General features: G+C 49.5%; 8 protein-coding genes. 3 read left to right on the top strand and 5 right to left on the bottom strand.

Annotated features, from left to right (window positions below; genetic code table 11):
• Positions 1-3: 3 nt before the first annotated feature.
• The 4 genes from GA565_RS13740 to GA565_RS13725 are packed head-to-tail and all read right to left on the bottom strand — an operon-like array spanning position 4 to position 5,015.
• Positions 4-1,629: an ABC transporter ATP-binding protein gene (locus tag GA565_RS13740; RefSeq protein ID WP_152198922.1), complete on the bottom strand. Its 1,626-nt coding sequence runs from the start codon at positions 1,627-1,629 to the stop codon at positions 4-6.
• Positions 1,626-2,459, bottom strand: coding sequence for an ABC transporter permease (locus GA565_RS13735; protein ID WP_152198921.1), 834 nt, complete (start codon positions 2,457-2,459; stop codon positions 1,626-1,628). The genes GA565_RS13740 and GA565_RS13735 overlap by 4 nt, the downstream gene beginning before the upstream one ends.
• A 22-nt stretch (positions 2,460-2,481) precedes the next feature.
• Positions 2,482-3,429, bottom strand: coding sequence for an ABC transporter permease (locus GA565_RS13730; protein WP_055779942.1), 948 nt, complete (start codon positions 3,427-3,429; stop codon positions 2,482-2,484).
• Positions 3,429-5,015 carry an ABC transporter substrate-binding protein gene (locus tag GA565_RS13725; RefSeq protein ID WP_193311909.1) on the bottom strand — a complete coding sequence of 529 codons (1,587 nt, stop codon included), beginning with the start codon at positions 5,013-5,015 and terminating at the stop codon, positions 3,429-3,431. The genes GA565_RS13730 and GA565_RS13725 overlap by 1 nt, the downstream gene beginning before the upstream one ends.
• Positions 5,016-5,217: 202 nt before the next feature.
• Between GA565_RS13725 and GA565_RS13720 the strand changes: the two genes are divergently transcribed.
• The gene (locus tag GA565_RS13720; protein ID WP_152198920.1) at positions 5,218-5,499 is read left to right on the top strand and encodes a cyclic nucleotide-binding protein; all 282 of its coding nucleotides are present in this window, start codon (positions 5,218-5,220) and stop codon (positions 5,497-5,499) included.
• 188 nt (positions 5,500-5,687) lie between these two features.
• On the opposite strand, the gene GA565_RS13715 is transcribed toward GA565_RS13720, so the two are convergent.
• Positions 5,688-6,584, bottom strand: a complete 897-nt coding sequence (locus tag GA565_RS13715) for a LysR substrate-binding domain-containing protein (protein WP_152198919.1) — start codon at positions 6,582-6,584, stop codon at positions 5,688-5,690.
• A 547-nt stretch (positions 6,585-7,131) separates the two neighbouring features.
• On the opposite strand from GA565_RS13715, the gene GA565_RS13710 reads away from it, so the two are divergent.
• Positions 7,132-12,423 carry a hypothetical protein gene (locus GA565_RS13710; protein WP_152198918.1) on the top strand — a complete coding sequence of 1,764 codons (5,292 nt, stop codon included), beginning with the start codon at positions 7,132-7,134 and terminating at the stop codon, positions 12,421-12,423.
• Positions 12,424-12,688: 265 nt separating this feature from the next.
• The gene (locus GA565_RS13705) at positions 12,689-13,870 is read left to right on the top strand and encodes an N-acetylmuramoyl-L-alanine amidase (protein WP_152198917.1); all 1,182 of its coding nucleotides are present in this window, start codon (positions 12,689-12,691) and stop codon (positions 13,868-13,870) included.
• Positions 13,871-14,366 lie beyond the last annotated feature (496 nt).

The following is a 14,366-nucleotide window of genomic DNA, read 5'->3' as shown; positions in this document are numbered from 1 at the left end:
GTCTCAGGCCACGTCGTTACGGGTTGCCTGACGCAAATTAAGGACTTCATCGAGCCAGCCCGTGCGCAACTCTGGCACGGACGTCAGCAGTTTTTCGGTGTATTCATGCATTGGTGGGCTGAATACTTCCTGAGTATCCCCGCTGGCAACGATCTTACCGCGGTACATGACCGCCACCTGATGGGCGATGCGTTTTACCGTGCCCAGGTCATGGGTGATAAACAGATAGGAGAGGCCGAGCTGTGACTGTAGCCTGCGCAGCAGGTTGAGCACTTCCTCTGCGACCAAGGGATCCAGCGCCGAGGTGGCTTCATCGCAGATAATTAAATCTGGGTTAGCCGCCAGCGCACGGGCAATGCACACGCGCTGTTTCTGCCCGCCGGAAAGTTCTCCCGGCAAACGGTCGATTAGCTTGAGCGGCAGTTCGGTCAGTCTGAGCAGCTCTTCTACGCGCGCTCTGACTTGGCGCTTGTTGAGTCCAAAATAGAAAGCGACCGGTCTGCCGATAATTTCCAGAATGGTTTGACGCGGATTAAGCGCGACGTCCGGCAGTTGGTAGATCATTTGGATGCGGCGCAGGGTTTCTTTGTCGCGCTGGGCATACTTATGTGACAAGGTCACGCCATCAAAAACCACTTTTCCACGGGTGTCTGACAGCAGGCCAACCAGCGCCCGGGCCAGCGTACTTTTTCCGCTGCCCGATTCGCCGATAACGGCCAGCGTTTTTCCGCGTGGTAGCGAGAGGCTCACGTTCTCGACCACCGTTTTGCCATTGTAGCCGGTGCTCAGCTGGTCAATGGTCAGCAGCGGAGCTTCGGCCTCAATGCTGCTCGGTGCGGCGTCTTCTGTCATGCCGTGTACGCGCTCAGCCACCAGCCGCTGTGTGTATTCCTGCTGCGGGGCATTAAGAATGGACTCTGTGCTGCCGGTCTCGACTTCACTGCCGTGGCGCAGCACCAGAATTCGGTCAGCCAACTGCGCAACGACCGCAAGATCATGGGTAATGTACAGCGCAGCGGTATTGAACTCGCGTACCAGTTTGCGCAGCATTACCAGCACTTCAATCTGCGTAGTGACGTCCAACGCCGTGGTGGGTTCGTCCATCACCAATAGATCAGGTTTGCACGACATTGCCATCGCCGCCATTGCGCGCTGCAGCTGTCCGCCAGAAAGCTGATGCGGATAGCGTAGACCGATGTTTTCAGGATCCGGCAGGTCGAGGGCGCGAAACAGCGTGACCGCCCATTCGCGGCTCTGCTGTTTGTTCATCAGTCCGTGGCGAATGGGGCCTTCACACACCTGACGCTCAATGGTTAACGCCGGGTTAAAGGCAGCCGCTGCGCTTTGCGCCACGTAAGCCACGCGACGTCCGCGCCACTGGCGTTTCTGGTCCGAAGAGAGTGTGAGCAGATCGGTACCGTTGACCAGCACTTCACCGGCGCTGATACGGCATCCCTGACGTGCATAGCCCAGTGCGGCTAATCCAATGGTCGATTTCCCGGCCCCAGACTCACCAATCAGCCCGAGTACTTCTCCCGGTGCCAACTGAAGTGAAACTGATTTAACCAGCGGTGATCCGTCGAGCGTGTCGACGCACAGGCCGCGTATTTCAAGGGTATTTGTGCTCATGCCTGATCTCCATGTGGCAGGCTATTGCGGGCCAGTAGCCAGTCAACCACCAGATTGACGCCGATGGTCAGCAGTGCAATGGCCGCCGCCGGATACAGCGGCGCAAATTGACCAAAGTTAATCGCCTGCGCATTGTCACGCACCATGCTGCCCCAGTCGGCGTAAGGGGGTTGAATGCCCAGCCCCAGGAAGCTCAAGCCGGCGATAAACAGGAAGGTAAAACAGAAACGCATGCCAAATTCGGCCAACAGCGGTGGAATGGCATTGGGGAGGATTTCTTTGGTCAGCACCCAACGAAGGCCTTCACCGCGAAGACGGGCTGCTTCAACATATTCCTGACAGACGATAGCCTGCGCCACCAGGCGGGCAAGGCGAAACACCCGCGTGGCGTCGAGCAGGGCAATGGTCAGTACCAGCACAGGAATCGAGGTGCCCATTACCGAAAGCACCATCAGGGCAAAAATAAGCACTGGAATCGACATCACCGTATCGACGATGCGCGACAGGACTACGTCAATCCACTTGCCATAAATTGCCGCAGCGAATCCGCTGATAATACCGATGATGAAAGAGGTGAAAGTGATGGCCAGTGCGATGGCAATCGTGGTCCTTGCGCCAAACAGAATGCGTGACAGCATATCGCGCCCCAGACTGTCGGTGCCGAATGGCGTGGCAGCAGAGGGCAACAGCCAGATATCACCCACCTGTTCGGTTTCAGTATGCGGTGCCAACCACGGGGCAAATATCGCGCCAATCAGGTTCACGGCAATAATAATAATGCCTATCCAGGCCGAGATGGGAATGGCGCTAAAAGAACGTTTCTTATTCATGGTGTACAGGTTCCATTTAACGTTATCTGGCGTGGCGCAGGCGCGGATTGCACCAGATGGCCAACAGGTCAGCGGTGGTGTTCAGCAAAATGTAGGTTCCACCAAACAGCAGGCCGCAGGCTTGAACTACCGGCAGGTCGCGCTTGGTTACCGCATCGACCATGTACTGACCAATGCCCGGATAAACAAACACCACTTCAACTAAAATGACGCCCACCACCAGATAAGCCAGATTGAAAGCCACCACGTTGATAATCGGCGCCAGCGCGTTGGGCAGCGCGTGCTGCACCACAATTCGCCAGCGCGAAATACCTTTAAGCACCGCGCTTTCGATATACGGGCTCGCCATCACAGCGGTCACCGAGGCGCGGGTCATGCGCAGCATGTGGGCCAGTACCACTAGCGTAAGGGTCAGCATCGGCAGGGTGCAGACGTAAAGTCGGCCGGTGAAGGTGGTGGTAGGGTCAACCATGGCCAGACTTGGGAACCAAGTCAGGCGAATCGCAAACAGGATCACCAGCACATAGCCCACGAAAAACTCTGGCACCGAGATGCTCAGCAGTGTCAGCGTATTGGCCAGGCGGTCGAACACTGAACCGCGCCAGATTGCCGAAGCAATGCCCAGACCCACCGCCAGCGGAATAGCCACCAGCGCGGCATAACCTGCCAGGAACAGCGTGTTGCCAAGACGCGGCAGCAGTTCCAGGCTAATCGGCCTGCCGTTAGCCAGCGAATTGCCCAAATCACCGTGCAACACCGAGAACAACCAGTGCAGATAACGCAGAATAGGCGCCTGATCCAGCCCCAATTGTAAACGCAGGGCCGCCACGGTTTCCGGCGTGGCGCTTTGGCCTAAAATAGCCGTAGCCACGTCGCCCGGCAGCATTTCGGTGCCAATGAAAATAAGCACCGAAACCAGCCACAGCGTACCAATACCTAATAAAACGCGATAAAAAATACGCTGAATCATCATCCCTCCAGCCAGACGCGCTCGGCTAAACGGCCACCCATAAAGTTGAACATTGGATGCGGTTTGATGCCACCAACTTTCTTGTTGGCCGCATCGAGATAGTCACCAAACAGGGGGATCATTGCGCCGCCGTCGTCACGCACGATGCTTTGCAGTTCGCCATAAATTTCGGCACGTTTGCCATCATCAAGCAGCGAGCGGGCCTGCAGCAGCAGGGCGTCGAATTTCTCGTTTTTCCAGTGGGTATCGTTCCATTTTGCCGTCGACTGATAGGCGGTCGAGAACATCTGGTCGGCAGTCGGGCGGCCGCCCCAGTAACCCATGCTGAAAGGTGCTTTCATCCATACGTCATCCCAGTAGCTGTCCGCTGGCTGGCGTTTGATGCTGATCTGAATACCGCCTTTCTGCGCTTCCTGCTGGTACAGCGCCGCCGCGTCAAGGGCACCGGCAAACGCCGCGTCCGAAGATGACAGTTCAAGTTTAAGCTCGCTGAGTCCGGCTTTTTTCAGATAGAACTGCGACTTGTCAGGGTCATAGGTACGCTGTTCAAGCTGGTGGTTGAAGAAGCGGTCAGTTTTCGGGATCGGATGGTCATTGCCCAGTGAGCCATAGCCGCGCAGCACGGTATCGAGAATTTTCTGCCGATCGATACCTTCTTTAATCGCCATGCGAATATTGTTGTCATTGAAAGGCGCTACGCTGCAGTCCATCAGGAAGGTAAAGTGCTGACCGCCGGACGAGCGCACAATGTTGAGCATCGGGCTGCGCTTGAGGAAGTCGACTGTCTTGAAGTCAACGCGATTAATTGCGTGTACTTGACCGGAAATCAGCGCATTGGTGCGGGCGGTGGGGTCATTGATGACCAGCACTTCGACGGCGTCCACGAAGGCACGATCCGGCTTCCAGTAGTTTGGGTTGCGTTTGAAATAGGAGCGCACGCCCGGTTCATACTGATCGAAGATAAACCCGCCAGTGCCGATAGGATGTGACCAGTCGGTAAAGCCTTCAGGCACCACCACCAGATGGTAGTCGGCGAGCAGGTAGGGCAGGTCGGCGTTACCGCTGGACAGGGTGACCAGAATTTTGTTATCCCCCTGTTTACTGATATCGGTTACCGGAGCCAACTGCGTTTTAATGGCGCTGCGTGATTTATCGCCACGATGCAGGTTAATCGAGTAAATAATATCTTCGGCGGTGAGTTTTTTGCCGTTATGGAAGGTCACACCGTCTCTTACGGTAAATAACCACTTGGTTGCACCGGGTTTTGCTTCCCAGGCTGAGAAAAGCTCCGGTATGGCTTTGTTATTTTCGTCAATTTCAATCAGGCCGTTCATTAACATATAGGCCTGATTTAATGGCACCCAGTCGCTGAATAATGTCGGGTCCAGCGTATCGCTGGTGTTGCCGCCGGACATGCCGAGTTTTAATACGCCACCCTTCTTGGGTTCGGCGGCAAAGGCGTTTAATGGCGACAGACCATAGGCGGTGGTTAATCCCACAGCGGCAGCGCTGGTAATAAAGCCGCGACGGCTAAGTTTGGCGTTGTGTATTAATTGGGACAGGTGCTTATCGTTATCATCAATCATTAATATCTCCCGGTCTGTTGCGTCTGTTGTGTCTGTTGTGAAGGCATCGTAGATTTTGTTATTTGCCTGAATGAGTTATATCAAAACGTATTGCGAAACAAGTATGAGAATTTATCATGAGAGTATGCGAAATTTGCGCAGCAAGACAGCCTAAAAAGATTTAATTTCCCTGCACTGAATGACAAAAAAAACGGAGTAGGGCATGGAATTGCACACGGTAGTCGGCTTAATTGGCGTGTTTTGCTATCTGTTGGCTTATGCGCTGGTTCAAATGCGGAAACTAGCGGTTGATGCTGATATTTATGCCTATCTTAATATTATCGGTGGCGTGTTCGGGCTGTATTCTTTGAGTCATGACTTTAATTTGGCATCCTGCATTTCACAGTCAATGTGGTTGCTTTTTACCTTAATTGGCATGAAATCGGCAAGAAAACGCCGCTTTCTTAATAAAACCAAGCTGCCAACGATAAATACTAATGAGTAAGCGATTATAAGAAACGCCCTGCTTATTATAAACAGGCGTATTAGAGGGGGGATTTAATATTTACCGCAGAGGACAAATGCACAGTACAATTGCAAATTAACGTTGTTTTATACTTTATTTCCCTCCAATGAATGAATTGCACAAAAAACAAACAGCGTGGAGTGTCAACCGCCAGTGTGACTATTTCTTTATTCAGCGTGTTGTTTTAACCATTCGCTCACCTTGCGGATAACCGGACGGACGTAGCGGTCTTGCGGGATCATCAAATAACATTTCCCTGCCGCGGCCAGTTTGCCCTGATGCGCGGCCACCAACTGACCAGAATTAATATAGTCCTGCACCAATCCTTCCCAACCGAGCAATATTCCGTCTCCCTGAACCGCAGACTGCACCAGAAATGGATAACTGTTGGCCCGCCAGGTTAACTGTGGCGCAAAGTGATTAATGCCCTGAGAGCTAAACCAGTCGCGCCAACCTGTCCACTCGCGCTGCGGATCGTCCTGAATCAACAACCGCTGATTGAGCATCTCCTCGGCGCTGACATTGTGCGGCAGCGTTTTCGCATAGCCCGGGGAGCACATTGGATAGCAGATTTCGTCAAACAGCGGCTCAGCGACAAACCCCTCCGGCGCCTCACGCAAATAGAAAATAGCCAGGTCAAATTCAGAGGTTTTTAAAGACGAAAAACTGTCAGAGATTTTTAGGCGGATCTGCAAATCGGGCAGCGATTGGCGCAGCGCCGAAAGTCGAGAAGAGAGCCACAGGGAACCCATTGCGCTGGTACACGCCAGCGTAACCTGCGGCATTCCGCTCCAGCCCATAACCTCCGCGGTAGAGTGGGAGATATCTATCAGCGATTTGCGAATATCTGCCGCATAGGCTTCCCCGCGCGGCGTAAGCGTGACCTGACGCTGGGTGCGGGTAAACAGCTTACAGCCCAGCGTCTCTTCCAACTGAAGAATTTGGCGACTGATGGCGCTTTGAGTCAGATTCAGCTCATCGGCGGCGCGAGAAAAACTGCAATAGCGGGCCACGCATTCAAACGCAATTAAAGTATTGAGCGGCGGTAACGGTTCGATCTGCACGCTAATTTCCTGCCTGAGTGTCACTGAACTGAAACATAGCCATGAGTCTGCCAGTGGTTAACCCGTTTTGCACGATAAGGTTAACTAGCTCAGTGAGTTGTTAAGCGAATTGTTAGAGTTTTCAGCTCGTTAAGTCTGCTATAAAGCCCGCTAAATTTTAACGAGGGGAGCATCGATGCCGCTGATTAAACAAGCGATATTCACTAAGACAGAGTTAAACGGTAGGGGGGTAGAGAGTGCGGATGAAAGCAGCGCGTTTGTTCATACCCTCAGAGGTGTCATCGACAGCGTAGTCAATAGCCTACCGGTACCGGTTTCATTTTCACTGACAAAATCACCCAAAGCCTTTATCTGGAAACTCAGCGACGGTGCCTTTGAGCTAGCCATTTCACTGATTAAGCAGATCCAGAGCACGGCGGCTGACGTAGGGCTAGCAGAGTATCCGTCACTGCACCAACCTGTGCTCGCCAGCCTTAATCACTATTTGAAAAGCGAGGGGTATGCGCTGTCTTCAACTCGACTGTTAGGACCTGCCTCGACCTTTTTAATGATTTATCCTCTCATTGTTAAATGGTGTGGCCACCCGTTCCAGCCCCCTCCCTCCACGATTTATACCCGAGAGTTGGCAAGCTATTTAGCCGGAGCCTGCGAATTCTCAATCGACTCGATTTTCTCGCAGAATATCCCTGCGCAAACGCTAACCTGGCAAAGCGATGCGATACAGACTTCGGCCCTATCAGCAGTGAGTTTTAACGACGATTTTTTTGACACTCAGGCCCAGGTTAGCCATAGAGAGTCATTCTCACTGGGTTTACCTGACACAAGGCCGGCCTTTGGTTCGGTTAGCAGTACATCTTCTTATCGCATCGCACCCGATTCAACGGCGGTATTCATCGGCCGCTGTCGCGATACCCCGTTAAACCGCTGTCATGCGTCCCCGTTACACAATGCCAGCCTTGAGGCAGTGACAGATTTAGCCAGAGCCGGGTTGTATTTACAAATTGAGGAAAGTAAAAATCGCGCAATTTACGTCCTCAGTACTGGCGATCTGGCACTTAACGTTGATACTCGCGCCAGCGCCACAGCTTCTCTGACGCTACCCTCATTAGGCTTTAACGATCCCTTGCGGTTTCCCGTTGCCGAATCGGCAGAAACCGCTGCGCGCGCGGCTCCATGGTCATCACCAAGGATAAAGTTTGTGGCAACCTCAGGCGCAAGAAGTCGCCGAAGCGTCATCAATGATGGGGCCTTGTCTGTGGTCTACCGCGAAAAGCTGTTTGAGTTAAGTCAGGTGCAACGTCATGCGTTACTCGAAAAGCTTAGAGCCGCTACGGGAGTCCGTGCGTCCTATGCCGGAACGCAGATAGAAGAACTGTACCAGTTAAATATCTTGGCCGACGATGGCTCGATTGGCCCACTGTTTGCGCCCGATAATACGCCTCCGGACTGCATGAAATGTTTAACTGATGTCACTGCGCCCGCTTCAGCTAAAAATATGGGTGATTTATTTGAACAGGTTAACGCCTGGGTGCATCGGCTACCTTTAGAAAGGTTGCAGAAAATCATCCACCAATACGTTCACGACAACCAGAATACAGGATGGACTCGTGTCAGTATTGCATCTGGCCACAATCCGCAGTTGCTTGACGTTATCACTACTTTTGAAAGGTTGGTGATACAGGATGGCAGTGACAAAAAGTTGCACTTATCGCCTGAAGAGGAGAACATTTTTCTGACTATTCTGCTGTCTGATTCCCCTTTTGATAAAAACGAAGAGCTGAGAGCCGCACTGATGGCCTCTCCCGTTGCCGAATTTATGTTGGCAACGCTGTTATTTAGCCAGCTTGACAGGCAAATGCCACTTCCAGGACAGTTACTCACCCACAGCAATCAGCAGATGAGAAGACTCACCAATGGCCAAGGGCCGATAACGTTTGGCATGCTTGATGGCCTTTTGAACGAAATGCAGGAGCTGTTTAAATCCGGCATCGTGAGTTTAATGCAAGGGGAACAAGACTCACTGCCGGAATACCTGACAAGGCACCGGTTTATCAGAATGATGCACTTGCACACCCGGCTTATGGAGTTTGAATATCCCTTCATGGCGCTCAGGAGCAGGGTGGACTTGCAGGATGTCGCTTGCCTCTCGCGTGAAGGCTTGATGATGAGTCTGGGTATCAGGCGCTTAAATGACGGTGAAACAATCGCTACCGTCAGCCGAAAGGAACTTGCCGAACTGGGGCAAGACTTGTTACTTAATAATTCCCCAGAGGCGCTGATAGATGAATTTTCAGAAACTGAGGCGCTGTTCAATATGCCTGACGCCTATTTTACTCTGGGGATAATACGATCTGCGGAAATCCTTAAGCGCGAAGGGGTATTGGTCATTCATTTTTTGGAAGCTAAACGCAGGCTGGCAGCCGAATTAAACACCAAAAGGAATGATGATGCATTGCGCGTGAAAGCCTATCAAAACTTTCTTGCCGTGAAACGAAGACTTTATGCTTTGGCGCTGGAAACCATGGCGCAGAAAGACAGAAATATTTTGCTCAGTTATCTGCACAATATTGACGGTGTCGACCTGCAGTTCGTGCGCATGGTTGATGTGCAAGGCAGCAATGCGCACCAATCAGGCCCGTATGTTGGTTTTTTTCTGTCCTGCGGCGGCAGTAATGGTGAGACGCCCCTCCGGCAGCATAAAACGGATTACTTTATTTCCCTCTTGCCGATTCAAAGTGATCCGACTCAAGGGTTGGCATTCAACCTAACCGCTACACTACCTGATGAGTTGATTAAGCGAGAAAATTTCTTGAATCATCAGGGTAAAAGCGAATTCCTTGGACGTTTGTCAGACACTTTCCTTGCTCAACCTTCGCGCTACCGTTTCACTCTGGAGAGTCAAGGCAAGCTTTATTCCAATATCGGTATGAGAAATTGGACCCAGACTGCCAGCAATCTGGCGCATGAAATTATACAACGACAGTTTGTTGCTGTTGTTTCTCCCATATTGCCTTCGAACGCTGATTCGCCTGCTCGCGAGGCTAAACCCGAAGCACATCATTCAAGCTGGTTTTCCCGCCTTTTGAACGAATTGATTTATCTTACCCCGCTGGGGAGCTGTAAAGACGCCATGGTGGACTTAATTAATGCGCATATAGGGACGTTTATTCTCGACGGTACATTTTGCCTCTATGCCTATTTCCCGGCAGGAAGTGAAGAGGAAGAGGGGATGAAAACCGTGGGCAACGTGATTAAAAATGTGCTGAAAAGGAGTCTGGAAGATAATATTGCTACCGATACACATGAAATGATACTGGCGAAGTTGGACCAAACGATAAGTGAAGTCGAGCAGAAATTGACCACCGGGTTACTGTCAATTAATCAGATTCGACATCGACTGACGGCCAATGCCAAGTTAGCCCCTCTCCTGGCACCACCGGCCGCCTATGCCACGCTGGCTTTACAGGATATACCGCATAATTTTCTGCCCTATCTCGCCTGGCGTGACCCGTTACATGACAACCTGTACTGTATTTTCAATACCGCAGAAGGGCACAAGAAGGTATTTCGTCTCGATGAGCACAATAAGTTACTGATACCCAATCATACCCCTTCGTTGCTTGCGCTGATTGAAAGAGAGCCGAGTCTCAGCGACGGCGCTACGCTACGGACAACGTTAAATAACGCAAATATACCCATGTTACGTACAGCAATTTACCAGCGGGAGACAATGGATAATCTGGCTCAATATTCACACAGTCAGGCTGCGGAAATTAACGCACCATTTATTGCCCTGAGGGAGGATAATGCCGAGGGGCCACGGTATTACCCAGCCAAAAAACGTCCGGCAAATAATAACAGTTATATAATATCCCCCGCAGGCATGCCTGAGGACCAGTGGATTGAGGTTGCACAACATAACGGGAAATTACGTTATCTCCGCGACAATGCCATCCATTTTAGTTCGACCCCCAGGTCAAGCCATCTTACGGGAACTGAGGATGTGTATGACAGTTTGTTGGGTGAGCTCGAAAATATTCCCGCCGGTTGGCATATAAATTCAATTTGGATAGAGCAGCAAAGTGCGCGGCGTATAGTGGTCGGTTGGCAAGACGCGGAGGGGGAAATTTATTATCGGCATCCTGACGGTCAGGGGCGATGGCTCTCCTGGGACAGTCAGCATCGCGGTATCTTTTGTCAAAAGCTCACTTCAGACTACCGCCGTCAAAAACGGAACGATCCTGCGGATCAGGCGTTAATCACCGAGCTTTTTTCTCCCGAGCACTGTGGTTATTTAACTGTACCGCGTCTTAACAGCCCTGCACGCACCACCGCCCTTGAGGCATTAACCCGACAGTTAAAAAACCTGTCAGATCCGGTGGTGTTAAATAAAATAGACTGCGCCACACTGGCGCAAGAAATTACTGAGCAATACAGTGACATCTGGGAAACTGTTCCTAAAATGTTACGCGACTTTATTGTAAATATTGGCGAATGGAAGGTGGATGTCGTTAATTTTAATGAGATGGGGGTTTTCTCCAGTAAACTGTTTGAGTATGCCGCTTCACTGAAAAATAAAAATAATCTTAGCTCTGAACAGTTGGCGGTGAGAGAAGATTTTATGGCTAAGGTGAGTCAGCTGATTTCTGAATATCAGGCGTTGAAAGAGAAGGTGAGTGAACATAAACGGCTTAAAGAGGCCTTTAAAGACAGCAGTAAAGCCTATTTTGATACTTATATTTCAAGAAATTTAAAAGCCAATCACTGGTTAAATCGCTGGCTGAATAGGATGCGTTATGCGGGAAAAGCCGAGGGTAACTATGTTATTAAAGCCGCGACGCCTGAAAAAATAGCGCGTAACTACCCCTTTTTATATCAGGGGATTGTAGGTGCATTAACAAATTTAAACAAAATGGCGACTAAAATTTCAGAAGCATTAGCCACGCCTGATTATCTATCTCAGCTGCTATCCACCTTTTTTAATGCGGAGTTCTCTACGGGGCAACTTTATGAATTTAATGTGAAAATCAAGAATTATTTAGAAAGGATTGCGTCTTTCAAAATTGACAATATCGTGGTGGTGGCCGACAGAATGTCTGAAAGTAAGTTAGTCTCTGGATGTTTCAAAACGCCGGTAGAGAAGCTGATATTTGGTGATGGTGCTTACAGTTTTGTTTATAACAATGAAGAGGACAAAAGCATCTATCTGTTCGACTATTTATCAAATAGCCATTTCCTGGAGTTCGCGCTAGCCCATGAGTTAGGACATTTAGTATTCGATGATATCAACTATGCATTTCAAGAGGAGATATACCTAAAACCAGGCAGTATTTCCAAAAATTTCAGCTTTGCCGGTGCTGCCAGATTAGCTAAACAACTGATGATCGATAAGGAGTTTTTTGTAGATTATCTCGCTAAAAACTTCCGCTTCGCCTACGCGTTTTATCGCCATTTTTATGCTCACTCGAAAAATTTTACTCACAAGCGCGCTTTGCGTAATTTCTACAATCTTTTCTGGGATAAAGATATCGCAGATTCAACCTATTTGAGAGATAACGTTCTGAAGAAGAGATCACTGAGGCCACTGGTGGAGTATCTCTATTCTCAACCTGACGTCAAACTTAGTATGGCTTACTATAATCCAGATATTTTTTGTGGTTTATTTCAGCTTGCCTATGAGCGAGCACTGGTATTGCAGCCATCCGACACATCACGCAGGGCCAAAAGGCAAACGCAAGCGGTAAATTTTAACCAAACGGAACAATTATTTATGAACATACTGCTTAACCCATTGTACGAAAAGCACTTACAGGCAGAGGGAAACGACCTGCAGGTCTAATGAATTGACTAATATCCGTTGCGAGGGTCTTTGGTGTGCGTTGTTTATGAATACGGTTTGTGGATGTTATTTATGAATAAGTAAGTCAAAGTGAAAATAAATAATACATTTACCGCGCTTTGATAAATATTCAATGAAATAGAAATATACAGAGATTAATTTAACGGATTATTAGTAGATTGTTACTGGTTTCTAGAATGTTGCTACTCCAGAATCAAGCACGCCAATTTTGTTTCTAACGTGCTCCCTGGAGAGTGAGTAATTTATGACCATTAATCAAGCCCGAAGAAAACTGCTTATCTTTGGAATGGGCATGAGTCTGGTATCGCCAAAGATATTTGCCGCACAAAAAATAGCTTTGTTGGATCTCAAATCAACCAGCGACAGTTTACATATTACTCTTCCGGCAGGCGATCCTCATGCAAGAGTATTCAGTCTAGACAATCCAGACAGGGTCGTTATTGACGTTTCAATGACGGCCTTCTCATCGTCGTTAATGCACTCGCTGGTGGTGGTAAGGCAAAAGTTTCCGTGGATTGTGCATGCAAAAATAGCCCATTTTAATCCCGAAACGGCGCGTATTGTCTTCCAGCTCAATCAGCCGGCAAAAATTAATCATCAAACCAGCAACGGCGTAAAATTGATTAGTGTCACCGTAGCGAGGGGGGCTATTGCTGCCACACCGGCAGTAGTAGAAGAAGAAACGCCGGAGGTCTCACCGCAAAGCGCTAAAAAAATAGCCGAACGGCCGCTGTTAGTGATGATTGACCCAGGGCACGGGGGTAAAGACCCGGGCGCGATTGGCGGCAAAGGGACCTATGAAAAGCATGTCGTATTGGATATCGCCAAACACCTTCAGCAGCAGTTGCAAAGAGAGTTTAAAATACATGCGGTGTTGACGCGCGAAGATGACGTGTTTATTCCGCTGTATCACCGCGTAAGCCTGGCACATCAGCACGAAGCTGATTTGTTTGTGTCTATCCACGCCGACGGATTCACCAATGATCAGGTGTCTGGCGCATCGGTATTTGCTCTTTCCGAGCACGGGGCAGGGAGCGCGATGGCCCGCTATCTCTCGCAGAGTGAAAACAGTGTAGATGTAATATATGACAATGATGTTAAAACAAATGATGCCTATCTCAAGCAGACCTTGTTTGACCTCGATCAGACAGAAACTATTAACCGCAGCCTGGATTTTGGCAAACATTTGGCCGCCAACATTTCTACCGTCCATCATATGCACAATAACCATATTGAGCAGGCAGGCTTTGTGGTGCTCAAGTCACCGCGAATACCCTCTGTGCTGGTGGAAACCTCATTTATTACCAACCATCAGGAAGAGCAACTGCTGCAACAGCCGAGTTTCCAGCTTAAAATGGCCAAAGCGCTGGCGAAGGGAATTCATGGTTATTTGATGCAAGAGCGCAAAGAGAATTTGATCGCCTAAAAAGATCCTCCGCAGCACCTTTTTTATTCCCCGTGATACAGCTCGATACGGTTCTGAAAACTATCCGGAAAAAAGCCGGATAGTCAGATCTAAAAAAGGATCTGGGATCCTATTGACTCCTTCAAATATTTTTTTTACATTCAAGTAACACCGCTAGCGAAGTTTTCAGATATCGTTATACTGAAATTAACTAGCAGCAACTGCGGGGATAGCGAATGGTAAAGTCCATGTTTGGGCTAGGCTGTAAAAATAACGCTTTATCACCAACCACTCGTTGTCCTGACTTATCGGCAGACGAGGGCCAGAACATCGACTCTCTTTTATCCATCCGAGTACTTTTCAATTTAATCTCTGTTTCCAAGACTTCTCATCGACCACGTTCTTTAACTGACCTAACTCTCTCACTGAATGAACCCAACTCCTCCATTGGATTTTTTACTGGCTTATTGACTGTCATGGTCAGTGGTTTGTCATTTATGACAATGCCTCCACGTGA

It is taken from the genome of Rouxiella sp. S1S-2, assembly GCF_009208105.1.
Lineage (GTDB): Bacteria > Pseudomonadota > Gammaproteobacteria > Enterobacterales > Enterobacteriaceae > Rouxiella.
This window is presented reverse-complemented; position numbering and strand designations above follow the sequence as displayed.